Annotated in this window: 22 protein-coding genes; 13 read left to right on the top strand and 9 right to left on the bottom strand. The window is 37.0% G+C overall.

Going from position 1 to position 23,880, the window contains the following annotated elements; genetic code table 11:
- Nucleotides 1-2: 2 nt before the first annotated feature.
- The 3 genes from ACQVD9_RS05360 to ACQVD9_RS05370 all read right to left on the bottom strand — a co-directional run bounded on the left by ACQVD9_RS05360 (nucleotide 3) and on the right by ACQVD9_RS05370 (nucleotide 3,098).
- Entirely contained in the window at nucleotides 3-1,307 is a 1,305-nt protein-coding gene (locus ACQVD9_RS05360) for a hypothetical protein (protein WP_264745047.1), read from the bottom strand.
- Nucleotides 1,308-1,382: 75 nt separating this feature from the next.
- Entirely contained in the window at nucleotides 1,383-1,940 is a 558-nt protein-coding gene (locus ACQVD9_RS05365; protein WP_264745048.1) for a flavin reductase family protein, read from the bottom strand.
- A 225-nt stretch (nucleotides 1,941-2,165) separates the two neighbouring features.
- Entirely contained in the window at nucleotides 2,166-3,098 is a 933-nt protein-coding gene (locus ACQVD9_RS05370; protein WP_264745049.1) for an outer membrane protein assembly factor BamD, read from the bottom strand.
- Nucleotides 3,099-3,233: 135 nt separating this feature from the next.
- Between ACQVD9_RS05370 and rluD the strand changes: the two genes are divergently transcribed.
- From rluD to ACQVD9_RS05385, 3 genes are read left to right on the top strand one after another with little or no spacing between them, the layout of a single operon-like run.
- On the top strand, nucleotides 3,234-4,202 hold the full coding sequence (gene rluD, locus ACQVD9_RS05375; RefSeq protein WP_264745050.1) for a 23S rRNA pseudouridine(1911/1915/1917) synthase RluD: 969 nt from the start codon (nucleotides 3,234-3,236) through the stop codon (nucleotides 4,200-4,202).
- The gene (pgeF, locus tag ACQVD9_RS05380) at nucleotides 4,202-4,948 is read left to right on the top strand and encodes a peptidoglycan editing factor PgeF (protein ID WP_264745051.1); all 747 of its coding nucleotides are present in this window, start codon (nucleotides 4,202-4,204) and stop codon (nucleotides 4,946-4,948) included. Before rluD ends, pgeF begins: the two co-directional genes overlap by 1 nt.
- A 12-nt stretch (nucleotides 4,949-4,960) precedes the next feature.
- Entirely contained in the window at nucleotides 4,961-5,683 is a 723-nt protein-coding gene (locus ACQVD9_RS05385) for a carbonic anhydrase (protein WP_264745052.1), read from the top strand.
- Nucleotides 5,684-5,742: 59 nt separating this feature from the next.
- Here ACQVD9_RS05385 and ACQVD9_RS05390 read toward each other — a convergent pair whose 3' ends face one another.
- The 5 genes from ACQVD9_RS05390 to def all read right to left on the bottom strand — a co-directional run bounded on the left by ACQVD9_RS05390 (nucleotide 5,743) and on the right by def (nucleotide 9,826).
- Complete coding sequence (locus ACQVD9_RS05390; RefSeq protein ID WP_264745053.1) at nucleotides 5,743-6,459, bottom strand: DUF975 family protein; 717 nt, start codon at nucleotides 6,457-6,459, stop codon at nucleotides 5,743-5,745.
- A gap of 159 nt (nucleotides 6,460-6,618) precedes the next feature.
- Nucleotides 6,619-7,059, bottom strand: coding sequence for an acetyltransferase (locus ACQVD9_RS05395; protein ID WP_264745054.1), 441 nt, complete (start codon nucleotides 7,057-7,059; stop codon nucleotides 6,619-6,621).
- A gap of 3 nt (nucleotides 7,060-7,062) precedes the next feature.
- The gene (rsmB, locus tag ACQVD9_RS05400) at nucleotides 7,063-8,361 is read right to left on the bottom strand and encodes a 16S rRNA (cytosine(967)-C(5))-methyltransferase RsmB (RefSeq protein WP_264745055.1); all 1,299 of its coding nucleotides are present in this window, start codon (nucleotides 8,359-8,361) and stop codon (nucleotides 7,063-7,065) included.
- Complete coding sequence (fmt, locus tag ACQVD9_RS05405) at nucleotides 8,358-9,305, bottom strand: methionyl-tRNA formyltransferase (RefSeq protein ID WP_264745056.1); 948 nt, start codon at nucleotides 9,303-9,305, stop codon at nucleotides 8,358-8,360. Before fmt ends, rsmB begins: the two co-directional genes overlap by 4 nt.
- A complete protein-coding gene (gene def, locus ACQVD9_RS05410) occupies nucleotides 9,305-9,826 on the bottom strand; it encodes a peptide deformylase (protein ID WP_264745057.1) in 522 nt (173 codons plus the stop codon). Before def ends, fmt begins: the two co-directional genes overlap by 1 nt.
- Nucleotides 9,827-9,952: 126 nt before the next feature.
- On the opposite strand from def, the gene ACQVD9_RS05415 reads away from it, so the two are divergent.
- The 3 genes from ACQVD9_RS05415 to dprA all read left to right on the top strand — a co-directional run bounded on the left by ACQVD9_RS05415 (nucleotide 9,953) and on the right by dprA (nucleotide 12,783).
- Entirely contained in the window at nucleotides 9,953-10,984 is a 1,032-nt protein-coding gene (locus tag ACQVD9_RS05415) for a LysM peptidoglycan-binding domain-containing protein (protein ID WP_264745058.1), read from the top strand.
- Between the two features lie 71 nt (nucleotides 10,985-11,055).
- Nucleotides 11,056-11,595, top strand: coding sequence for a pentapeptide repeat-containing protein (locus ACQVD9_RS05420; protein ID WP_264745059.1), 540 nt, complete (start codon nucleotides 11,056-11,058; stop codon nucleotides 11,593-11,595).
- Nucleotides 11,596-11,685: 90 nt separating this feature from the next.
- A complete protein-coding gene (gene dprA / locus ACQVD9_RS05425; RefSeq protein WP_264745060.1) occupies nucleotides 11,686-12,783 on the top strand; it encodes a DNA-processing protein DprA in 1,098 nt (365 codons plus the stop codon).
- A gap of 77 nt (nucleotides 12,784-12,860) precedes the next feature.
- On the opposite strand, the gene mpl is transcribed toward dprA, so the two are convergent.
- Complete coding sequence (mpl, locus tag ACQVD9_RS05430) at nucleotides 12,861-14,210, bottom strand: UDP-N-acetylmuramate:L-alanyl-gamma-D-glutamyl-meso-diaminopimelate ligase (protein WP_264745061.1); 1,350 nt, start codon at nucleotides 14,208-14,210, stop codon at nucleotides 12,861-12,863.
- A 409-nt stretch (nucleotides 14,211-14,619) separates the two neighbouring features.
- Between mpl and ACQVD9_RS05435 the strand changes: the two genes are divergently transcribed.
- The 7 genes from ACQVD9_RS05435 (at nucleotide 14,620) to carB (ending at nucleotide 23,877) form a co-directional block, all read left to right on the top strand.
- Nucleotides 14,620-15,267: a hydrolase gene (locus ACQVD9_RS05435; protein ID WP_264745062.1), complete on the top strand. Its 648-nt coding sequence runs from the start codon at nucleotides 14,620-14,622 to the stop codon at nucleotides 15,265-15,267.
- Between the two features lie 115 nt (nucleotides 15,268-15,382).
- On the top strand, nucleotides 15,383-16,075 hold the full coding sequence (locus ACQVD9_RS05440) for a pirin family protein (RefSeq protein ID WP_264745063.1): 693 nt from the start codon (nucleotides 15,383-15,385) through the stop codon (nucleotides 16,073-16,075).
- Nucleotides 16,076-16,147: 72 nt separating this feature from the next.
- A complete protein-coding gene (locus tag ACQVD9_RS05445) occupies nucleotides 16,148-18,025 on the top strand; it encodes an amidohydrolase (RefSeq protein WP_264745064.1) in 1,878 nt (625 codons plus the stop codon).
- A 198-nt stretch (nucleotides 18,026-18,223) separates the two neighbouring features.
- Entirely contained in the window at nucleotides 18,224-18,640 is a 417-nt protein-coding gene (locus ACQVD9_RS05450) for a DUF3788 domain-containing protein (protein WP_264745065.1), read from the top strand.
- Between the two features lie 182 nt (nucleotides 18,641-18,822).
- Nucleotides 18,823-19,962 carry a glutamine-hydrolyzing carbamoyl-phosphate synthase small subunit gene (carA, locus tag ACQVD9_RS05455; RefSeq protein ID WP_264745066.1) on the top strand — a complete coding sequence of 380 codons (1,140 nt, stop codon included), beginning with the start codon at nucleotides 18,823-18,825 and terminating at the stop codon, nucleotides 19,960-19,962.
- Nucleotides 19,963-19,971: 9 nt separating this feature from the next.
- The gene (leuE, locus tag ACQVD9_RS05460; RefSeq protein ID WP_264745067.1) at nucleotides 19,972-20,625 is read left to right on the top strand and encodes a leucine efflux protein LeuE; all 654 of its coding nucleotides are present in this window, start codon (nucleotides 19,972-19,974) and stop codon (nucleotides 20,623-20,625) included.
- Nucleotides 20,626-20,655: 30 nt separating this feature from the next.
- Nucleotides 20,656-23,877 (top strand): carbamoyl-phosphate synthase large subunit, encoded by a 3,222-nt coding sequence (gene carB / locus ACQVD9_RS05465; protein ID WP_264745068.1) that lies wholly within the window; start codon nucleotides 20,656-20,658, stop codon nucleotides 23,875-23,877.
- Nucleotides 23,878-23,880 lie beyond the last annotated feature (3 nt).

Consider the following 23,880-nt stretch of genomic DNA (forward strand, 5'->3'; position numbering starts at 1 on the left):
CTTTAAGGTATTTTAGTAAATACCATTCCTCCATAAATATATTTTAAAAACTCGCCTAATGTTAGTCCATTTCTAATTCTATTTTTTACTTTTCCCCATGAAAATACTTCTAGTTCTACTAACGAGGATAAAGGAGTTGAAATAGTAACTTCTTCTTCCGAATCTTTTATTTTTAATTTACCCTCCAAAACTATCCAATGATTTTTCAATTGTGGGTTATCCTCTGCCAACATACCACTACCAATTAGTGTAACTACATGGGTATCCTTACCAATATATTTATTTAAATTACAAACATCTTGTAAATTACTATGAGCAATACTGATGTTATCGTATTTTTTAGTAGCACCTGCTCTTTTAAACCATTTCTCCAATACTCCCCACATAGTTACTGCTCCTGCCCAGTTCCACCAAAGAAAACCTGCACTAGGTGAATTAATAGAAAAAAGCCCTGTATTTTCAGTATCTCTTAGACTTGCCATCACAATCCAATCTATAGCAGGAATTTTAACAGTACCATTATCTGTAAAAAAACCTTTTGGATGCCTTACACTTTTATCTGCCTCTAATTTTAAAGAACCTATTTTAGTCTTACCAGACTGCCAAAGCTCTTTAATAACTTGTTGATAAATATCAGGTCTATCTTTTTGGACACAATAAAAAAAAGCTGCTGGTCCACAGAACATTGATGCTGCTTGATTAGGATAAATGCCTACTAAATCATAATAATCTTTTATTTTTCCATTTTCTTGAGGAGATTTAGTAAGATCATATATATAAGATTTAAAAGGCCTAGTCATTCTAATTTTTAATTCTTCTTCAACCTTTTGTTTAGTAAAAGGATCAAGTGGATCGCCTATAGGATGTTCTTTGGCTTCAAATATTCTGGGTTTTGAGGATATATTTAATTTATAAGTATTTACTTGACCATCTTCAGCTTTTTTAGTGTCTTGGGCTGTTTCAAAATATTCAAACTCTCTTGATGCACCCCAGTCTTTGTCGGTTGTTTGAAAACCTTTTAAAGGCATTATTGCGGTTATTGGGTCTTGGTTCATTTTGATATAGTCAACACCCACTTTGCGATAAATATCTATCGAAAGAATATAACAAGTTTCTGGGGGATCACTAATATCTAGTGAGGGATGTACTTGAGTTTTATAATCTGCTTGTAGTGGATGTTTACCTGTAGGTCTTAAGGCAAACGTTTCATTTCCTGACCAATCTGTTTTATAAAGCTCCATATCATAGTAAAGATTTTCTGGGGCTGTATTAGTTTTTATTGCTACGGATATATTATATATAGTCATATTAGATCACTACTCCTTGTGTTTTTAAATTTTAAGATAAATATGGTATATACAAATAAGTGCTTCCTTTAACACTTAATCAATATGAAATGAGTCACCAATTGCAAAAAATTCACCACCAGCTTGGTAGTGAATAGAGCGCTTTTGATCAGATTTAATATGCCATCTACCTTCACTAAATACTTCAGGGTCAGCCCATGCCGCCGTGACTTCACCAATATAGAGGTCATATGTGTTTTGATTGTGTGGTTCTGGAATAAGTTTACATTCTAAACAGGCTAAGCAATCTGTGATGAGTGGCGCTTGTATGGTTTTAGCTGCAACGGTTGTTAGATTAAATTCAGTAAATTTATCTATATCTCTACCAGAGGTTGTACCTACTTGTAATACTTGTTTAGCTATTTTTTTACTGGGAATTAATACAGTAAATTCTCCAGAAGCTTCAATAAGTTCTTTGGAGTAGGTCTGTTTATCAATTATTACCACTACTCTGGCAGGGTCGAAGTCTAAAGGGGTAGACCAAGCAGCACTCATAATATTTCGTTTATCACCAAATGCGGAGCTAATCATTACAGTTGGGCCGTGATTTAGCAGTAGATAAGCTTTATTAAGAGGAACAGCTTGATAAGACATTTTAAACTATCCATTTATTTAATAATGAGGATCATTATAAGCTAATCCTAGTGTATTAAGGTAATTATAAATTTAGCTAATGGTAGATTTGTTAATGACTAATTAGTTAATGATTGGTCAATAATTGAGCAACAGTCTGAACACTGTAATTAGGATAATAATTGGTTGGATATAGATTGGTTAGAGTATTAGAAAATATAAAGGGCAGTTAAACTGCCCTTTTGATTAGTTGGTACTTTCTTTAATTTCTTTTGGTATTTCTTCTAGTGCATCTTTATAACGTTTTTCTAAGTCTTCATTAGCACGGGTTTGGCCTGGTGGTAGTGGATCATTATTACTACCTACCCAACGAGCCATTGTGCGAGTGAACCAGTCACGGTCTTGTAGTTCTTTTACTACAGGTTTAAAGGTGCCACTAGCAATAGTAGGGTGTTTTGGGTAGTTTAATTTCAATGTTTCTAAACTAGCATTAGCAAGATCATTCATGCCCATTCTTTGATAAGCCTCAACCATAATAGCTAGGCCATCACCTGTTGATGGTGTGCCATTAAAGTTTTCAACAATATAAGCACCACGTCTGGCCGCACCAATATAGGCTTGTCTATCTAAATAGTAGTAACCTACATGCACTTCATAAGCCGCTAATAGGTTGCGTAAATACACCATTCTAGCTTTAGCATCAGGAGCATAACGGCTATTAGGGAAGTATCTGGTAAGTTGCGCAAATTCATTGTAAGAATCTCTTGCTGCACCAGGGTCACGGGTTGTCATATCTAATGGTAAGAAACGTGCTAAAAAGCTTTGGTCTTGTTCAAAAGAAGCTAGCCCTTTCATATAATAAGCATAGTCAACATTAGGATGATCTGGGTGCAAGCGAATAAAACGATTAGCTGAGTCGCGTGTCGCTTCTGCATCAGATATTCTATAATAGCCATAAATAAGCTCAAGTTGAGCTTGTTCTGCGTAACGACCAAACGGATAACGAGATTCTAATGCTTTTAGTTTAGCAATTGCAGCGCTAAAATTTTTATCACTAAGATCTTTTTGAGCTTGTTGGTATAATTGTACCTCAGTAAGACTTTCATCTACTTTGTTAGAGCTTGAACAAGCACTTATTAGGATAAATAGTGAAATAACTAGTAAATGTTTCACACGCATGGTGATAGTGTTCTCTTAAAAATACTGTTGCTATTAATATAGTCTTGCTATGATGACTATTATAACGGTTAGGATAAATTTTTCCTATTTAACCATAAGCTGAGCCTTAAACCAAAGACTATAATTAAATTTTTTATGAATTCAACTAAAATAGAACTATCTGCACAAGTCCCTACTGAGCTAGGCGGACAACGCCTTGATCAAATAGCCGCACAATTGTTTAGTGATTACTCGCGTTCTCGATTATCTACTTGGATTAAAGAGGGTAAGTTAACAGTAAATGGGGCAGTATTGAAACCAAAAGATACAGTTTTTAGTGGTGCTCTTTTAGCATTAAATGCTGAGCAAGAGGCTCAGGGGGACTGGGTAGCACAAAATATTAAGCTAAATGTCGTATATGAAGATGAGGCATTATTAGTTATAAATAAGCCCGCTGGTTTAGTTGTTCATCCAGCAGCAGGTCATTATGAAGGTACATTGTTAAATGCATTACTTTATCATGCGCCTGAATTACAAAATGTACCTCGAGCAGGTATTGTTCACCGATTAGATAAAGATACGACAGGTTTAATGGTTGTTGCTAAAACATTAGAGGCACAGACTAAGTTAGTAGAGCAGTTACAAGCACGTAGTGTTAGCCGTATTTATGAGGCGATTGTAGCTGGTGTAGTGACTTCTGGTGGAACAGTGGATGCGCCGATTAATAGACATGGTGTACAACGTCAAAAAATGGCTGTAGTAGCTGATGGTAAGAAAGCAGTGACTCACTATCGTGTGTTAGAGCGTTTTAGGGCTTATACTCATATTAGAGTTCAGTTAGAAACGGGTCGCACTCATCAAATTAGAGTACATATGGCACATATTAATTTCCCTTTGTTAGGTGATCCTGTTTATGGTGGGCGCTTTCGTATTCCTCCTGCCTCTAATCCAACATTAATACAGAGTTTAAAAGAGTTTCCTCGACAAGCTTTGCATGCCCGTTTTTTAGAATTAGATCATCCTACCACAGGTAAACGTATCCGTTGGGAGTCTGAGTTACCTGAGGATATAGTATGGATGTTAAGTTTATTGCGGCAAGATAACCAATCATTTGAGGAAAAGTGATGCCAGCAATTGATGAATTATGGATTAAACCTGATTGGCCGCTACCTACACATGTTAAAAGCTGTGTAACAACGCGTGTAGGTGGAGTGAGCGAAGGTAATTATAGTTCATTAAATTTAGGGTTGCATGTGGGTGATAACCCTGAAGCTGTTGTTGAGAACAGAAGAAGGGTACAACAAGCGCTAGGTTATAAAAAGGCTGCTTGGTTAGAGCAGACACATAGTACTTTAGTCGTTAAGGCTGACTCTTCAAAAGTCCTGAGAGCTGATGCTAGTTGGACTAATGAAAAAGGTATGGCTAGTGTAGTAATGACTGCGGATTGTTTACCTGTGTTGTTTTGTGATAAAAAAGGGGATTATGTAGCCGCTGCTCATGCGGGTTGGCGAGGATTATTAAACGGTATATTGGAGGCAACAATAGAATCTTTACCTGTTGCTGCTGACCAATTATTAGTTTGGTTAGGCCCTGCTATTGGCCCTGAAAATTTTGAAGTAGGCGCAGAAGTTAGAGAGGCTTTTGTAACTCACAGTAGTTTAGCTGAACAGGCTTTTGTAGCGAGTGGTAATCAGGATCGTTATTTAGCTGATATCTATCAGCTAGCACGTTTTCGTTTAGAGGCTAAGGGAGTAACTGCTATTTTTGGTGGTGGATTTTGTACGGTAAGTGATCAGCAATTTTATTCTTATCGTCGCCAGAATATAACAGGACGAATGGCTTCATTAATTTGGTTAGTATCGGATGAGTAAATAGAGAAAATTATGCGTAAAAGAAGTTATTCCAAAAGGCTTTTGCCTCCAAAAGAGTCTGCAACAGAAGCATTAACCCAAATAGTTGAAGGTTTCAAACGTTTTAGACAAGAAGTGTTTCCAGAGCAGCGAGACTTATTTAAAAAACTAGCTAGTGCCCAAACACCACGAGCAATGTTTATTACTTGTGCAGACTCTAGAGTTGTTCCTGAGTTGATTACTCAAAGTTCGCCAGGTGATTTATTTGTTACTCGTAATGTGGGTAACGTAGTTCCACCTTATGGACAGATTAATGGTGGTGTTTCTACGGCAATTGAATATGCAGTAATGGCTTTAAATGTGCAACATATTATTATATGTGGCCATTCTGACTGTGGTGCAATGCGAGCAGTTATTAATGAGCAAGTATTAGAGTCAATGCCAACAGTACGTGCTTGGTTACGTTATGCAGAAACAGCGCGTACCGTCGTCCAAGAAAACTGTGGTTGTTTAAGTGAAGATACCTTAGATGTACTAACTGAAGAAAATGTGGTTTTACAGTTAGAGCATTTGCGTACTCATCCATCTGTAGCTTCTCGTTTGGCAGGCGGAAACCTATTTATCCATGGTTGGGTTTATGATATTGAAACCAGTCAAATTAAAGCCTTTGATGATAGCTTAGGAGAGTTTTTACCATTGGATGGTGATATTATCCCTATGGCAACACCTCGTTCAAGGTTTATTGATAGGGATTAAAATAAAAAGCTCTTCGAAAGAAGAGCTTTTTTTATGAGGTGAAAGTAATGTGCTATTACTTAAACTTCAAAAATGATTTGGTATAGTGTACCTATTGACAGCATAAATAAAGGGAAAGTCCAAATTAAACCAATGCCAAAAGGAATAGCTGAAATCATTAGGATAATGCCTAGAACAATCATTAATCCAAAAACGCTAAACCAACGTTGGGTAATAATTTTACGAGAAGCTTCCATTGCTTGCCAAGCTGAAATGCCAGGATTATCAATAATGATCCAATTTGTAAGGCAATATGCAACAGCCAAATATATACCAGGAATAAGTATTAATAACATACCTACTGCTGTTAATAAGGTAGTCAATAAGGTTGCAAGAATTATAACACTAAAGATAGGAAGAATAGATAAAAAGTCTTCTTTAAGATTTATTTGCTGTCCTCTTAGGCGTTTTAGTGCTAAAACAATAAACCCTGCAGCAAGAGCATTTAAAGCAATATTAACAAAGAAATTTATTGGTCCTATCACTTTAGGAGGTAAAAAGCCTAAAATTAAACCAATAATAAAACTGATAATACCTATAGCTAACAGTGGTAAAAAGAAAGTTAGTTTTACGCCATTAACTTGTGCCCACGCTTTAGAAATTACATCACTAATACTAAAATCATAGCCATTAGCTATCGCTTCTTCAATAGTGCGTTTTTTTCCTAATTGAACAGATTCAGTATTGATGCTGTTGGTAGAAGGTGGTTGGTAAGGATTTTGCCCTTGATCCTGCATGATGTTGCTCCGTGATAATGAATACAAATAGTTGGTGTTGCTAATTGTATCTGGATATTACATTAAGTAAAGTAAGTAAAGCTATAAATTAAGATTCAGTTAATATTCTGGATAAATATAATTAAATACTTAAGGTTATAAGTTGACTTTTTAATAAAATTAATGGGTTATAAGTCGCATATGTAATAAAGGGTAAGGATTTCCTTGTCCATCTAAAGGGGAACGACTGATAATTTCAAAGCCTTGATGTTGATAAAATCCTAAGGCTTGTGGATTTTGCTCATTAACATCAAGTTCATTAACTTGAAAATGCTCAATAGCATGTTTTAATAGTGCTTTACCTAATCCCTGTCCTCTATAGGAGGGATCAATAAATAGCATTTCTAGTTTGTTATCGTGTACTCCAGCAAAACCAGTGATTTTTTGATCATCTGTACGGCTACAAAATAATGTGACCATGGGTAAGTAATCATTTAAAACCTGTGGTTTTAATGCTTGTATTGTCTGTTCTGGTAAAAAGTTGTGAGTAGCACGAACAGATGCTTCCCATATTTCTAATAAAGTTGTGAATTCAGCAGGTTGCACAGGAGTAATTAACATAAATTATTTTGCAATTTTAATTAATTTGGCGTAGTAAAACCCATCATGGCCATTAATTTGTGGCAGTAATTGGCGGCCATGGGGTTGTTTAATACCAATATTTCCTATATCTAACTCTCTTGCATTTAAATGATTAGTAAGGAATTTTTTGATATTGTCGGTGTTCTCTTCAGGCAATACAGAGCAAGTGGCATAGACAAGTATGCCACCAACAGCGAGAGTTGGCCAAATAGCGGTTAATAATTCCTGTTGAAGCGTCGCTAAAGGTGTTATATCTTCTTCTTTACGGGTTAATTTAATATCTGGATGACGACGTATAACTCCTGTAGCTGAACAAGGAGCATCTAATAATATGCGTTCAAAGGGTTTGTTGTCCCACCATGTTGCTGTCTCACGACCATCAGCTACTTTAAGGGTTGCTTGTAAGTTTAGACGTTGTAGATTTTCAGTGACACGTTCTAAACGGCTGCTTTCAGCATCAATGGCTACTACTTCTGTTAATTGTGGTTGTAACTCTAAAATATGGCAGGTTTTACCACCAGGAGCACAACAGGCATCTAATACACGTTGTTGAGGTTTTAATTCAAGTAAATGAGCAGCTAATTGGGCAGCTTCATCTTGCACACTAAGCCAGCCCTCTGCAAAGTAGGGAAGGTGGTTTACAGGGCAAGGGGTAACCAGTTGTATTCCCTCTGAACTATATGAGCAGGGAGTTGCTTTAAGATTCGCTTCGTTTAATAGGTTTAAATAGTTTTCCCTTGTGGTATATCTTGTATTTACTCTAAGGGTCATCGGAGGATGGATATTATTAGCTTCACAGATAGCTTGCCACTCATTGGGCCAATCTTGTTTTAGGCGTTTTTGTAGCCAACGAGGATGAGCTGTAAACTCAACAGGATCTTTAGCTAAGTTAGCAAAGATATCAGTACTTTCTCTTTGGCAATTTCTTAATACAGCATTGACTAAGCCTTTTGCCCATAACTTTTTTAGTGTTGTAACACAACTAACGGTTTCGTTAATGGCAGCATGAGCAGGTATTCGCATATAAAGAAGTTGGTAGAGGCCAATATAAAGTAAGGCTTCTATATCTTTATCTGAATTTTTTAATGGCTTCTCAAGTAACTTGTTTAACAGTAACTCTAAGCGAGGCTGCCAACGCGCTGTGCCTAATGTTAGCTCCTGCACAAGTGCTTTATTAGTCTCATCTATTAATGTGAGTTGAGGTGGTAAAGTACTGGCAAGAGAGGCTTTTCCTAGTAATACCGGAGTCAGAGCTTTACAGGCAGCTAAGCGAGGGTTCATTTCCCCAATTCCTGAGTACTGTTAAAGAGGTCTTTATGACCATTGTAAACATCCCAAAAAGAAAGTGGTTTGCTATTAGGTAATTGTAGTTTGGTTAAACATAATGCTTGTGAACCACAGGCTACAATTAATCCTTCTTTAGAAATTTCAAGTATTCTGCCAGCCATACCTTGTAAATCAACTAACTTTGCCTCTAGGATTTTTAAAGATTGCCCTTGAATTAAAGTATGACAGATAGGCCAAGGATTAAAAGCTCTTACTGTATTGGCTAGTTCAATCGCTGATTTATTCCAATCAATTTGTGCTTCTTCTTTCGTAAGTTTGTGAGCATAAGTGGCTAGGCTATCGTCTTGTTGTTCACCTTTAAGTGTATGGTTAGCTAAACCATCTATAGCTTCTATAATAGCGTTAGCGCCTAGTTCAGTTAATCTATCATGTAAGCTACCACCTGTATCTTGTTCAGTAATAGGAGTAGTTACTTTAAGCAGCATAGGACCAGTATCTAAACCTGCTTCCATTTGCATAACAGTGACACCACTTTCTTTATCGCCTGCTTGGATAGCCCTTTGAATAGGTGCAGCACCTCGCCAACGAGGTAACAAAGAGGCATGGCTATTAATACAACCTAGTTTTGGTATATCTAGTACTGTTTGCGGTAATATAAGTCCATAAGCAACTACTACCATTAAATCAGGTTCTAACTCAGCAAGTTGCTGTTGTGCTTCAATAGTTTTTAGGGTAGAAGGTTGGAATACAGGAATACCATGTTGTTCTGCTAACACTTTTACAGGACTAGCCATTAGTTTCTTGCCACGACCAGCAGGACGATCAGGTTGGGTATAAACACCAACCAATTGATATTTATTTTGCTTAATTATCTTTTCTAAATGTATTGCAGCAAATTCTGGTGTGCCAGCAAAAATAATTTTAAGAGGTGTGGTCATTACTCAGAACGTCCTCTTTTTTCAAGCTTATGCTGTTTTTCTAGCTTATTAGCAATACGATTACGCTTCAATGATGAAATATAGTCTACAAAGAGTTTGCCGTCTAGATGATCACATTCATGTTGAATACAAACAGCTAATAGATCTTCGCAGATCATTTCGAAAGGTTTTCCATCACGATCTAAGGCATTTACTTTTACCCGTTCAGGTCTTTCTACTTCCTCATAAAAACCTGGTACAGAAAGGCAACCTTCTTTGTAAGTATGTGGATCTTCTGACAAAATTTCAATTTTTGGATTAATAAATACTAAAGGATGTGTACGATCCTCAGTAATATCGATTACAATAAGACGCTTATGGAAGTTTACTTGTGTTGCAGCTAAACCTATACCTGGTGCTTCATACATGGTTTCAAACATGTCATCAATAAATTTTTGAAGGTCAGCATCAACCGCCTCAATAGGCTGTGCAACAGTTCGTAAACGTGGGTCAGGAAATTCAAGTATGGTTAAAATTGACATAGTACAATAGATTTCATTATAGAAAGTTTAAGAAATAGCTTTATAATACCAGAACAGTTTACACTATAGACTAAATGTTTTCTGTTGTAATTTTACAAATTTAGTGATGATAAAGGAATGCATGGCATGAGGAAATTATTACTCGCCCTTGGTTTACTAGCTTCTAGCGTGTTAGTACAGGCTCAACAAGTTGAACTGAAAGAGAACCATCCTACAACTTATACAGTTGTAAAAGGGGATACTTTGTGGGATATTTCAGGTCGTTTCTTAGCAAAGCCATGGCTTTGGAAAGAAATTTGGCATGTAAATCCTTCTATTAAAAATCCTAATTTAATTTACCCAGGTGATACATTAACATTAACTTATGTAAATGGTAAGCCAAGATTAACCGTAAATCGTGGTACATCAAGAGGTACAGTGAAATTATCTCCTACTGTACGTGTAGAGCCGGTGGTGGATGCCATTCCTACTATTCCATTACAATCGATTAATGCATTTTTATTGAAAAATAGAGTGATGCCTAATGCTAAAGCATTTGAAACTGTGCCTTATGTAGTAGGTGGAGAAAATGGTAGTGTAGTTAGTGGTGCTGGTAGTAAAGTATATGTGAGAGGCAAATTACCAGCTGGGGAGACTGGTTTTGGTATCTATCGCCAAGCAAAAGAGTTTAAAGACCCTAAAACTAATGAGTTGTTAGGTGTTAATGCAGACGAAATAGCTAGCGCTAGTTTAATTGCTCAGCAAGGTGAAGTTGCAACATTGCGTTTAATTAGAACAACACAAGAAGTGCGTAATGGCGATCGTGTTTTTGCAACAGAAGCACGTAATATTGATGCTAATTTCCAACCTAGTTCACCAAAAACATTGATTAATGGTGAAATTGTTGATGTTCCTCGTGGGGTGACACAAGTTGGTCAAACAGATATTGTTATTATCAACAAAGGTAGTAAGGATGGCATTGAGGTAGGTAATGTATTAGCTGTTTATCGTTTAGGTGAAACAGTAAAAGACCAGGTTGCAGGTGGAGATGTTAAATTGCCAGATGAAGAAGCCGGTTTATTAATGGTATTTCGTGTTTATGATAAGTTAAGTTATGGTATTGTGTTGTCGGCTAATCTTCCATTGAGTGTTGGTGATAAGCTAAAGAATCCACAATAATTTGAAGGTGTTAAAAAAGAGAGATTTAATCTCTCTTTTTTGTTTTTGTACTATAAATTTAGGAGAGAAAGATGAAATTACTATCTTATATATTCTGTTTAGCGGTTTTATTGCCTCTTTCCGCTCAAGCACAATCATCGTTAGATATTGGTAAAGATGGTGCCATTGAGGTGCAAACACCTGATGGATCAGTTTCTAGTGGTACAGATGGCTCTAATACTATATCTAATAAACAAGGTAAGTTATCAACAAAAGGTGATGGCTCAATCCCCGTGATTGGTAAAAAAGGTAGTTCTAATATAGACGATACAGATAATAAGGTATTAGATAGTAGTTATATTAATGCTTCTTTAGTAGGAAAAGATTTTTCAGGTAAGAAGTTAGCGGGTATTAATTTTACTAATGCTGATTTATCAAGTGCTAATCTACGAAATACTGATTTAAGTGATGCTCAGTTAACAAATGCTAATTTAAAAAATGCTGACTTAACAAAAGCTAATTTAACAGGTGCTGAAATAACCAATACTGATTTTACTAATGCAAAATTAGCAGGCGCTATTTGGATAAATGGTAAGATTTGTGGAAAAGATTCTGTAGGTACTTGCTATTAAAATTATATGATTTTAGATAGATAATTAGTTTATTTTAAATTAGTTATCTATTTATCATAAAAATAACGAATTATTATCAGGATAAAATGTATGGAAGTTAGTTTATCCTTTCAAGAGCTAGAAGCGCGCCTTATATTACATAATTTACCTAAAATAGGTAGTAAACGGTTTCTACAGTTAGTTAATTATTTTGGTTCTGCAAAAGAGGCATTGGCTTCTCAAAGTGCTTGGTTACAAGCTGGTTTACCAAGCAGTTGCCAATCTATTAATATTAGTCAGATTAAAGAAAATATTGATAAATCTTTAGAATGGCTAGAGCAAGATAATCAACATGTATTATTCTGCGATTCCCCTCAATATCCTGCATTATTAAGAGAGATAATTGATTATCCACCTGTACTATTTATAAAAGGTAATCCTAATATTCTAGAGAATCCCCAGCTGGCTATAGTGGGTAGTCGGCATGCAAGTAAACCTGGCTTAGATACCACTTTTCAATTTGCTAAAAGCTTAGCTAGTGGTGGTTTTACTATTACTAGTGGTTTGGCATTGGGTATAGATGGTGCTGCTCATGCAGGAGCTTTGGTGGGACAAGGTTTAACAATAGGTGTATTGGGATGTGGTTTACATCATATGTATCCAGCTAGTCATAAAAAATTAGCAGATGATATGGTCGTAAATGGAGGCGCTTTAGTTTCGGAATTTCCACTAGATACAGCTCCTCAAGCCGCCAACTTTCCAAGACGTAATCGAATTATTAGTGGCTTATCACTAGGTACATTAGTAGTTGAAGCTACGCTATCAAGTGGTTCTTTAATCACTGCAAAATTAGCGGCTGAGCAGGGAAGAGAGGTTTTTGCCATACCAGGTTCTATTCATTATCCTGCTGTAAAAGGTTGTCATCAACTAATTAGAGAAGGGGCAATGTTAGTTGAAACAGTAGATCATATTTTAGAAGCATTACAAGGATGGAAAAATATTGATATTGTAGAGTCTGAAGAGGTAGTAGAAGAGGAAACAATGGTTGTTGATAACCTTTTGTTAACCAGTTTACGAGCAGCACCTCAAACAAGTGAAGCATTAGCAGTGAGTTTGAATTTACCTTTTGAGGATGTGTTGATTGAGTTAACTAATTTAGAGTTAACTGGCAAAGTGGTTTGTGAAGCTGGTATTTGGTATAGCTATTAATTTTATCTAACAAGAATAACAATATATTATTTATAGGGTGAAAGAAACTAACATATAGCTAGTTTCTTTCAATAGTATTATTCAGCTAATGCCTTAGCGAGTTTTTGGTGAATACCGCCAAAACCACCATTACTCATAATAACAATATGTGCCCCTGTTTTAGCTTGTTGCTTTACAGTATCAATAATGGCTTCTAGTGAGTCACAAACAGTCGTTGATATAGCTGATTGCTTAACAACAGAAGCTAAATCCCATCCTAAGTTTTCTGGTGCATACCAAATAGCTTGATCTGCTTGTACAACGCTTTCTGCTAATCCTGTACGATGTGCGCCTAGCTTCATGGAGTTGGAGCGTGGCTCAATAATAGCAATAAGTTGAGCAGAACCAATATGTTTACGTAAGCCATCTAGTGTTGTGGCAATAGCTGTTGGATGATGGGCAAAGTCATCATAGATTGTAATACCATTAATCTCTGCTATTTTTTCCATACGTCGTTTAGCATTTTTAAATTGTGCTAAAGCCTGTATAGCTTGTTTGGGTTCAATACCAACATGATTTGCAGCGGCGATACAAGCTAAGGCATTATTAACATTATGTTGCCCTGTGAGAGACCAAGATACAGTACCACATAGTTGTTTATCCAAATAAACTTCAAAGTTTGCACCATCATCTGTTAATAGTTTTGCTTGCCAGTTGCCCTTTTCAGTTGTTTGGATCGGTGTCCAACAACCCATGTCTATTACTCTTTGTAAGGCTTGTTCAGTAGAAGGGTAAATAATAAGCCCCTCACTAGGAATTGTTCTTACAAGATGATGGAATTGTCTTTCAATAGCTGCTAAATCAGGAAAAATATCAGCATGATCATATTCTAGATTATTTAAAATAGCTGTTCTTGGGTGGTAGTGAACAAATTTAGAGCGTTTATCAAAAAAGGCGCAATCGTATTCATCTGCTTCAATCACAAAATACTTAGAATCACCTAGTCGAGCAGAAACAGCAAAATTTTGGGGTACACCACCAATTAAAAAACCAGGTTTTAAACCAGTTGCTTCTAATACCCAAGCTAGCATACTACTAGTGCTAGTTTTACCATGAGTGCCTGCTACAGCCAGTACATGACGACTCTGTAGTACGTGTTCGGCTAGCCATTGTGGACCAGAGGTATAGTGTAGGTTTTGATTAAGCATATATTCTATGGCAGGGTTACCACGTTTCATCGTATTGCCTACAATCACCAAGTCGGGAGCAGGTTGTAGATGTTCAGGTAAATAGCCTTGTAATAGTTCAATGCCTTGTGTTTCTAGCTGAGTACTCATAGGTGGGTAAACATTGGCATCACTACCTGTTACCTTGTAACCTAGTTCTTTAGCTAATACTGCTAAAGAACCCATAAAAGTACCACAAATACCAAGAATATGAATATGCATAATAAAATCTAATAGCTCTATTTTCTGATAAAAAATAATTATTAAGCAAAAAAAGATAAATAGCTAGCCCTCTCATAATTTGTTACTAGGTGTTTTACAGAAAACATTAACTAGTTACCTAAAAGTGATGATTTTTGGGCATGCTATTTATTTTTTAAAATCAATAAATTCTTATAAATCAATATGTAGTATTTGTTTTATAAGTTTTTGTGTTTTATATATCATATTTTGGTATTTATTAATTAAGTTAGTTTATTTACACCTTAAGTCTTAAAGAAGTTATTTATTCTGCATGTTAATTTGTCGTCATCAGTTTAGAAATTGGAACAATGTTTGTGGGTAGGATATTTCCAGTTTAATGCCCTGATAAGATTGTTAAATCAATATTACATAGATATAGGTAGTTAATATGAGCATTCGTGAATTAATTGATCCAAAAAACTCTACATTAATTTTTATTGATCATCAGCCTCAAATGGCTTTTGGTGTGGCTAACATTGATCGACAACAGTTAAAAAATAATGTAGTGGCTCTTGCTAAAGCGGGCAGAATTTTTAATGTGCCTACTATCTATACTTCCGTTGAGACAGAGAGTTTTAGTGGCTATATTTGGCCTGAATTGTTAGCTGTTCATCCAAATGTTAAACCTATTGAGCGTACCTCAATGAACTCTTGGGAAGACAAAAAGTTTGTTGAAGCAGTAAAAGCAACTGGCCGCAAAAAATTAATTATTTCTGCATTGTGGACTGAGGTTTGTTTAACGTTCCCTGCGTTGATGGCATTAGATGCTGGCTATGAGGTGTATGTGGTAACAGATACTTCTGGTGGCACTAGTGTAGATGCCCATGAGCGTTCCATTGAAAGAATGGTACAAGCGGGGGCAGTGCCTGTAACGTGGCAACAAGTATTGCTTGAATACCAACGAGATTGGGCACGTAAAGAAACTTATGATGAGGTTATGAGTTTAGTGCGTGAACATAGTGGTGCTTATGGTATGGGTGTTGATTATGCATACACTTTGGTTCATAAAGCACCACAACGTGTTGTTGAGTCATAAGGTATTTTGTTTAAGTGTTTTATTTAACTACAAATTATTCCTTTCATTGTTCTATTGAATGGGGTAACTATCTGTCATCTTTATAAACATTAAGGATGACGGTATAGGAGGCTATATGATTTATCTCCGTGAAGCTGAAGCAAGGGGTTATGCTAATCACGGTTGGCTAGAAAGCTATAATACATTTTCTTTTGGTGATTACTATGATCCTGATTTTATGGGGTTTGCTACACTAAGGGTAATTAGTGAAGATCGTGTTCAACCTGGTGAAGGATTTGGCAAGCACCCTCATAAAGATATGGAAATTCTTTCTTATGTTCTACGGGGTACAATAGAGCATCAAGATAGTATGGGGCATAAAGAACAAGTTAAAGCAGGCGAGTTTCAAATTATGAGTGCTGGAATAGGTTTGCACCACTCAGAATGTAACCCATCAGATGATGAATTATTACATTTTTATCAAATTTTGATAATTCCTGATAAAGAAAGATTACAACCACGCTATGAAACTCGAAGTTTTGCTCAAAAATTAGGTAAACAACTCATTTTATCGCCTGATGCACGTGATGGATCGCTAAAAGTTTTCCAAGATATGCAGTTATGGCGCTGGAAGTTAGAGCAAGATGAGCGACAAGAGTATGTTATTCCCGAAAAGCACGATAAGGTTTGGATACAGGTAGTTTCTGGTGAAATTATAGTGAATAGTACACATGCCCATACCAGTGATGGTATTGCTATTGCCGAAGAGCAAAAGGTTATTATTGAAGCGGTTAAGCCTAGCGAGATCTTAGTATTTGAATTGTCATAAATAATGCAGCTTAATAATTAACGCATTGTTGATAAACGTTATTTATCGAGTTGCTATTTTGGAGAGTTTGTAATGGCTACAGAAAGTAATCCAGAGATCATCCTTCATAATGGTCAATTTACAACATTAGATCCTACCAAACCTGTAGCTAAGGCAGTGGCTATTAAAGAGGGGCGATTTCTAGCCGTTGGTCTAAATGAAGAAATCATACCATTAGCCAGTACCAATACCCATCTTATTGATCTAAAGGGGCGCTCTGTACTGCCAGGGTTAATTGATAATCATCTACATATAATTCGTGGTGGCCTAAATTTTAATATGGAATTGCGTTGGGATGGCGTTCCTAGCCTTGCTGATGCCATGCAAATGTTAAAACAACAAGTGGCTATTACGCCTCCTCCACAATGGGTGCGTGTAGTGGGTGGTTTTACAGAACACCAGTTTGCTGAAAAGCGTTTACCTACTATTGAAGAATTAAATGCAGTAGCTCCAGATACAACAGTATTTATTTTACATTTGTATGATCGTGCATTATTAAATGCAGCCGCATTACGTGTTGTAGGGTATACCAAAGATACACCTAATCCTCCAGGTGGAGAAATTGTGCGTGATGCTAAAGGTAATCCAACAGGGCTATTATTAGCTAAGCCTAATGCAGGTATTCTTTATGCTACGTTAGCTAAAGGCCCTAAATTACCTCTTGATTATCAAATAAACTCAACAAGACACTTTATGCGTGAGTTAAACCGTTTAGGTGTTACTGGAGCAATTGATGCGGGTGGTGGTTTTCAAAATTATCCAGATGATTATGAAGTGATTGAGAAATTAGCAAAAGATGATCAGCTAACAGTACGTATTGCCTATAATTTATTTACCCAAAAACCAAAAGCAGAAAAAGAAGATTTCCTTAATTGGACAAACACCGCTAAATACAAGCAAGGTGATGATTACTTCCGCTTAAATGGTGGTGGTGAGATGCTAGTGTTCTCCGCAGCTGACTTTGAAGATTTCCGTCAACCTCGGCCAGATATGCCACCTGAAATGGAAGGTGAATTAGAAGATGTAGTTCGGGTATTGGCACAAAATCGTTGGCCTTGGCGGATGCATGCTACCTATGATGAAACCATTGAACGTGCCTTAGATGTATTTGAGAAAGTGAATGAAGAAACACCTTTTAAAGGGTTAAATTGGTTCTTTGACCATGCTGAAACTATCTCTGATAAATCAATCGATCGTATTGCTGCTTTAGGCGGTGGCATTGCTGTACAACATCGTATGGCTTACCAAGGTGAGTATTTTGTTGAACGTTATGGTCAGAAAGCAGCAGAAGCTACTCCACCCATTACTAAGATAATAGATAAAGGTGTACCTATTTCAGCAGGCACTGATGCTACTCGTGTTGCCTCTTATAATCCTTGGGTATCATTAGCTTGGATGGTAACAGGTAAGACTGTAGGTGGTTTGCGTATTTATCCACAAGCTAATTGTTTAGACCGTGAAACGGCATTACGTATGTGGACTGAAAATGTAACATGGTTTTCTAATGAAGAAGGTAATAAGGGGCGTATTGAAAAAGGCCAATTAGCGGATTTAATTGTACCTAATAAAGACTATTTTAAATGCAGTGAAGATGAGATCAGTCATATTGTGTCTGATTTAACTATAGTAGGTGGCAAAGTAGTCTATGGGGCAGGTGATTTTGCTTCATTAGATACACCACCACCTCCAGCGATGCCAGATTGGTCGCCTGTAAATACCTATAAAGGTTATGCAGCATGGGGCTATCAACAACAAGCACAACGTTATCAATTACAAAATATGGCTTGTGGTTGTAGTAATAACTGTGGTGTACATGGTCATAGCCATATTAAATCATGGGGTACTAATGCACCCGCAGATGACTTAAAAAGCTTCTGGGGAGTCTTTGGTTGTTCCTGTTGGATGGTTTAAGCTGATTTAAACCAATAACACTTATAAAGGGTAGTTGTATAATAATGCAACTGCCTTTTTTATTATCTATAGCTATTACTCTACACTTTTATACGTCGTTGAATGACTTTGCCGTAATAGTTGTACTGTCTTCAGTCATTTGCCTTGTCTAAAATTGTATAGCAACAGCTATATTCAAAATCAAAAAAGGAATTTACTATGTTGGATAAAATACCCACAGAGCAAGAAATAAAACAATTATTAGGTACAGTTTGCTACCAAACATGGCTGAATGTCATTGACTTTATTAATCAGCATTACCTGATGGATACTCTATGGAATAAAGGTGGTAAAGCTGCAAAATATGAATTGAAGTTTCGTCGTAGTAGCAAAACGTTATGTGCGTTATATCCACGACAACATAATTTTGGCTTTATGGTCATTTTTGGTAAAGCTGAACGAGAAAAGTTTGAACAAACTCGCCATGAGTTTAGCCTAAGTATCCAACAGCAATATGATGAGGCTACTACTTATCATGATGGTAAATGGTTAATGATCGAAATAACTGATATGACTCATTTTGAGAATATTGAAAAATTATTAGCTATTAAAAGAAAACCTAACAACAAAAAGTAAAGCATATAGCACGTTTTTATTCTGACTTTTAACTTGGTTATTTGGTTGGTTTATCGTACAATATCCATTTAGTGTATCAACTAAAAAACCAGCGTATATTTTAAAGAATTCATAACGGGATGACGGTTTGCACGGGCATCCCGCTTCTTTACACGCGCCTAAATTCTATATTGGAGGTTCCTTTGTCTACGCCAGCCATACTAGCTCTTGCCGATGGCAGTGTTTTTTACGGTGAGTCTATAGGTGCTGATGGGCAAACCATTGGCGAGGTTGTTTTTAATACAGCCATGACAGGTTATCAGGAGATTTTAACTGATCCTTCGTATGCTCAACAAATTGTTACTTTAACCTATCCGCATATTGGTAATACAGGTACCACTCCTGAAGATGCTGAATCTAACCAAGTATGGGCGGCTGGTTTAGTAATTCGTGACTTACCTTTATTGGCAAGTAATTGGCGTAATAAACAAAGTTTACCTGATTATTTAAAAGAAAATAATGTTGTAGCTATTGCAGAGATAGATACTCGTCGCTTAACCCGTGTACTACGTGAAAAAGGTTCACAAAATGGTTGTATTTTAACGGGTGCAGATGCAACCCCAGAAAAAGCGTTAGATTTGGCGCGTAGCTTTCCTGGGTTACAGGGAATGGATTTAGCTAAGGTAGTAAGTGTTAAAGAGCCTTATGAGTGGCGTACTGGTTTGTGGAATTTGGAAACAGATAGTAGGCCAGAAATTCCAGCTAATGAACTACCTTATCATGTGGTAGCCTTTGACTATGGAGTTAAACACAATATTTTAGGAATGTTAACTGCAAGAGGTTGTAAGGTTACGGTTGTACCTGCACAAACTACTGCTAAAGAAGTGTTAGCATTAAATCCTGATGGTATCTTTTTATCGAATGGCCCTGGCGATCCTGCACCTTGTGATTATGCCATTAAAGCTATTCGCGAGTTATTAGAAGAACATAATATTCCTATATTTGGTATTTGTTTAGGGCATCAGTTATTAGCATTAGCTTGTGGTGCTAAAACAATGAAAATGCCACATGGGCATCATGGTGCTAACCACCCTGTACAGGATTTAAAATCAGGTATAGTGATGATTACTAGCCAGAACCATGGTTTTGCTGTAGATGAAGGCACTTTACCTAGCAATTTAAGAGCTACCCATAAATCATTATTTGATGGTACTTTGCAAGGTATTGAGCGTATTGATAAACAAGCATTTAGTTTCCAAGGTCATCCAGAAGCAAGCCCAGGCCCTCAAGATGTAGCCCCTTTATTTGATCGTTTTGTGGCTGACATGGCTGCTAATCGTTAAGGCATAACAATGTTTGAAAGTCTTGGAGTTATTAATTACTGGACGTTTTTAGTGGCAACAATAGGTGTTATTTTATTGCCTGGCCCTAATTCTTTGTTCGTATTAGCTACAGCTGCACAAAGTGGGGTATCTAAAGGATATCAAGCTGCTTGTGCAGTATTTTTAGGTGATGCTATTTTAATGACTGCGTCAGCGTTAGGGATGGCTTCATTGCTTAAAACATGGCCCGTATTGTTTTTAATTATTAAGGGACTAGGTGCGCTTTATTTATGCTATCTAGGCTTTATGATGTTAAAAGGTGCATGGCAGAAGTTTCACAAGTCAGCTAATGCTGAGATTGAAGATGATATTACTGCTAAAACCAGTGTTAGAAGCCCTTTTAAGAAAGCGTTGTTGTTAAGTTTATCTAATCCTAAAGCTATTTTATTTTGTATCGCTTTTTTTATTCAGTTTGTAGATCCTAATTATGCCCATACAGGGTTATCGTTTTTAATTTTAGGATTAACTTTACAAGCCTGCAGTTTTATTTATTTGTCATTTTTAATTTTTGCTGGTGTGTCTTTAGCGATGTGGTTTCATAAGAGAAAACGTTTAGCCGCTACAGCTACTGCCAGTGTTGGGGTTTTATTTGTGGGTTTTGGCGTTAGACTTGCCACTGCCTAAGTTAGATTAATTGAGAAGCACGAGAGAACCATGCCAAAACGTACAGATATAAAGAGTATCCTTATCCTTGGTGCAGGCCCTATTGTTATTGGTCAGGCTTGTGAGTTTGATTACTCTGGCGCACAAGCATGTAAGGCTTTGAAAGAAGAGGGTTATCGAGTTATCTTGGTTAACTCTAATCCTGCTACGATTATGACTGACCCAGCGATGGCTGATGCTACTTATATTGAGCCAATTAAATGGCAAACAGTGGCTAAAATTATTGAAAAAGAACAACCAGATGCATTATTACCTACTATGGGTGGTCAGACTGCACTTAACTGTGCCTTAGATTTAGAACGTCATGGCGTGTTAACTAAATTTGACGTGGAAATGATTGGTGCTAATGCGGATACAATTGATAAAGCAGAAGATCGTTCACGTTTTGACCAAGCGATGAAAGCTATTGGTTTGGAGTGCCCACGTTCTGGTATTGCCCATACCCTTGAAGAAGCTTATGGCGTATTAGATCAAGTTGGTTTTCCTTGTATTATTCGCCCCTCATTTACTATGGGTGGTACGGGCGGTGGTATTGCTTATAATCGCGAAGAATTCGAAGAAATTTGTACCAGAGGTTTGGATTTATCGCCTACTAATGAATTACTGATTGATGAATCATTAATTGGTTGGAAAGAATATGAAATGGAAGTGGTGCGGGATAAAAAAGATAACTGCATTATTGTTTGTTCTATTGAGAACTTTGACCCTATGGGGGTTCATACAGGTGATTCAATCACTGTTGCGCCTGCGCAAACTTTAACGGATAAAGAATACCAAATTATGCGTAATGCTTCTTTAGCAGTATTGCGTGAAATTGGTGTTGAAACAGGTGGTTCTAACGTACAGTTTGGTATTTGTCCAGATACTGGCCGTATGGTGGTTATTGAGATGAATCCACGAGTATCGCGTTCTTCTGCATTAGCTTCTAAGGCAACAGGTTTCCCTATTGCAAAAGTGGCAGCGAAGTTAGCAGTGGGTTATACCTTAGATGAACTACAAAATGATATTACAGGTGGCAGAACGCCTGCTTCATTTGAGCCAGCGATTGATTATGTGGTAACTAAAGTGCCTCGTTTTGCCTTTGAGAAATTTCCAAAAGCAGACGCACGCTTAACCACGCAAATGAAATCAGTAGGGGAAGTGATGGCTATTGGTCGTACTTTCCAAGAGTCTGTGCAGAAGGCATTACGCGGTTTAGAAGTGGGTGCTAATGGTTTTGATCCTAAAGTGGATTTATCTGCCCCAGAAGTTGAAAGTATCTTAAATCGTGAATTAACAGTACCTGGTGCTGACCGTATTTGGTATATAGCGGATGCTATGCGTGCTGGTTATTCAATTGAAAGGATTTTTGATTTAACTAAGATTGATCTTTGGTTCTTAGTGCAAATTGAAGAAATTATTAAATTAGAAGAACAGGTTAAAACCCTTGGTTTAGCAACACTTGATAAGCCAATGATGCGTAAATTAAAACGTAAAGGTTTTTCTGATGCTCGTTTAGCTAAGTTATTAGGTATTAGTGAAAAAGCATTACGTGGCCATCGTCATAAGTTAGAAGTATTACCTGTTTATAAACGTGTAGATACTTGTGCGGCAGAGTTTGCTACAGACACGGCTTATATGTACTCTACTTATGAAGAAGAGTGTGAGGCTAATCCGTCTAACCGTGACAAGATTATGGTATTAGGTGGTGGCCCTAACCGTATTGGACAAGGTATTGAGTTTGATTATTGCTGTGTGCATGCTGCGTTAGCTATGCGTGAAGATGGTTACGAAACCATCATGGTTAACTGTAACCCAGAGACAGTATCTACTGATTATGATACGTCTGATCGTTTATATTTTGAGCCTGTTACCCTTGAAGATGTATTAGAGATTGTTCGTGTTGAAAAACCTAAAGGGGTAATTGTGCAATATGGTGGTCAAACACCACTGAAAATTTGTCGTGCCTTAGAAGAAGCGGGTGTACCTATTATTGGTACAAGCCCTGATTCGATTGACCGCGCTGAAGACCGTGAGCGTTTTCAACAAATGGTAGAGCGTTTAAATCTTTTACAACCACCTAATTCAACTGCTCGTAGTGAACAAGAAGCGATTGATGGTGCCGAAAAAATTGGTTATCCATTGGTAGTGCGCCCATCCTATGTGTTAGGTGGTCGTGCAATGGAAATCGTTTATGATACGGATGAGTTAAAACGCTATATGCGTGAGGCTGTGCAGGTGTCTAATGATAGCCCTGTATTATTGGATCATTTCTTAAATTGTGCGATTGAAATAGATGTGGATGCTATTTGTGATGGTGAAGATGTAGTGATTGGTGCCATTATGCAGCATATTGAGCAAGCAGGTGTGCATTCTGGTGACTCTGCCTGTTCTTTACCACCATATTCACTCTCTAAAGAAGTACAAGATGAAATTCGTAAGCAAGTAAAAGCAATGGCTTTAGAGTTAGGTGTAATTGGTTTAATGAATGTCCAATTAGCCTTACAAGGTGATAAGATTTATGTATTAGAAGTAAATCCTCGCGCTTCTCGTACAGTACCTTTTGTATCTAAGTGTATTGGTACATCACTGGCTAAAATAGCAGCTAGAGTGATGGCTGGTAAAAAACTGAAAGAAATTGGTTTTACCGAGGAAATTATTCCTAAGTATTTTAGTGTTAAAGAAGCGGTATTCCCATTTGCTAAGTTCCCAGGTGTGGATCCTATTTTAGGACCAGAAATGAAATCTACAGGGGAAGTGATGGGGGTTGGTGATAGTTTTGCTGAGGCTTTCGCAAAAGCACAAGCAGGCGCTAATGAAATACTACCGAGTGAAGGAGGCCGAGCATTTATTAGTGTTCGTGAAGAAGACAAACTCATTGTAACCAGTGTTGTACGCGACTTAGTCGAATTAGGCTTTGAAATCGTGTCAACATCTGGTACTGCTAAAGTAATAGAGAGTGCTGGTTTACCTGTTAAGCGTATTAACAAGGTAACTGAAGGACGCCCACATATTGTAGATATGATTAAAAATGGTGAAATTGATTTAATCATTAATACTACTGAAGGTCGTCAATCCATTGCAGACTCTTACTCAATTCGTCGTAATGCATTACAACATAAAGTTTGTATTACTACTACTATTGCAGGTGGACAAGCGGTTTGTGAAGCACTAAAATTTGGTGTAGAGAGAAATGTGCGTCGCTTGCAGGACCTTCATGCAGGAATAGTTTAACAC

Source organism: Entomomonas sp. E7T21, assembly GCF_058693955.1.

Bases quoted from the DNA above. Each gene is read 5' to 3' on its own strand.
- ACQVD9_RS05360 (WP_264745047.1), bottom strand. From the start codon at position 1,307: ATGACTATATATAATATATCCGTAGCAATAAAAACTAATACAGCCCCA.
- ACQVD9_RS05365 (WP_264745048.1), bottom strand. From the start codon at position 1,940: ATGTCTTATCAAGCTGTTCCTCTTAATAAAGCTTATCTACTGCTAAAT.
- ACQVD9_RS05370 (WP_264745049.1), bottom strand. From the start codon at position 3,098: ATGCGTGTGAAACATTTACTAGTTATTTCACTATTTATCCTAATAAGT.
- rluD (WP_264745050.1), top strand. From the start codon at position 3,234: ATGAATTCAACTAAAATAGAACTATCTGCACAAGTCCCTACTGAGCTA.
- pgeF (WP_264745051.1), top strand. From the start codon at position 4,202: ATGCCAGCAATTGATGAATTATGGATTAAACCTGATTGGCCGCTACCT.
- ACQVD9_RS05385 (WP_264745052.1), top strand. From the start codon at position 4,961: ATGCGTAAAAGAAGTTATTCCAAAAGGCTTTTGCCTCCAAAAGAGTCT.
- ACQVD9_RS05390 (WP_264745053.1), bottom strand. From the start codon at position 6,459: ATGCAGGATCAAGGGCAAAATCCTTACCAACCACCTTCTACCAACAGC.
- ACQVD9_RS05395 (WP_264745054.1), bottom strand. From the start codon at position 7,059: ATGTTAATTACTCCTGTGCAACCTGCTGAATTCACAACTTTATTAGAA.
- rsmB (WP_264745055.1), bottom strand. From the start codon at position 8,361: ATGAACCCTCGCTTAGCTGCCTGTAAAGCTCTGACTCCGGTATTACTA.
- fmt (WP_264745056.1), bottom strand. From the start codon at position 9,305: ATGACCACACCTCTTAAAATTATTTTTGCTGGCACACCAGAATTTGCT.
- def (WP_264745057.1), bottom strand. From the start codon at position 9,826: ATGTCAATTTTAACCATACTTGAATTTCCTGACCCACGTTTACGAACT.
- ACQVD9_RS05415 (WP_264745058.1), top strand. From the start codon at position 9,953: ATGAGGAAATTATTACTCGCCCTTGGTTTACTAGCTTCTAGCGTGTTA.
- ACQVD9_RS05420 (WP_264745059.1), top strand. From the start codon at position 11,056: ATGAAATTACTATCTTATATATTCTGTTTAGCGGTTTTATTGCCTCTT.
- dprA (WP_264745060.1), top strand. From the start codon at position 11,686: ATGGAAGTTAGTTTATCCTTTCAAGAGCTAGAAGCGCGCCTTATATTA.
- mpl (WP_264745061.1), bottom strand. From the start codon at position 14,210: ATGCATATTCATATTCTTGGTATTTGTGGTACTTTTATGGGTTCTTTA.
- ACQVD9_RS05435 (WP_264745062.1), top strand. From the start codon at position 14,620: ATGAGCATTCGTGAATTAATTGATCCAAAAAACTCTACATTAATTTTT.
- ACQVD9_RS05440 (WP_264745063.1), top strand. From the start codon at position 15,383: ATGATTTATCTCCGTGAAGCTGAAGCAAGGGGTTATGCTAATCACGGT.
- ACQVD9_RS05445 (WP_264745064.1), top strand. From the start codon at position 16,148: ATGGCTACAGAAAGTAATCCAGAGATCATCCTTCATAATGGTCAATTT.
- ACQVD9_RS05450 (WP_264745065.1), top strand. From the start codon at position 18,224: ATGTTGGATAAAATACCCACAGAGCAAGAAATAAAACAATTATTAGGT.
- leuE (WP_264745067.1), top strand. From the start codon at position 19,972: ATGTTTGAAAGTCTTGGAGTTATTAATTACTGGACGTTTTTAGTGGCA.
- carB (WP_264745068.1), top strand. From the start codon at position 20,656: ATGCCAAAACGTACAGATATAAAGAGTATCCTTATCCTTGGTGCAGGC.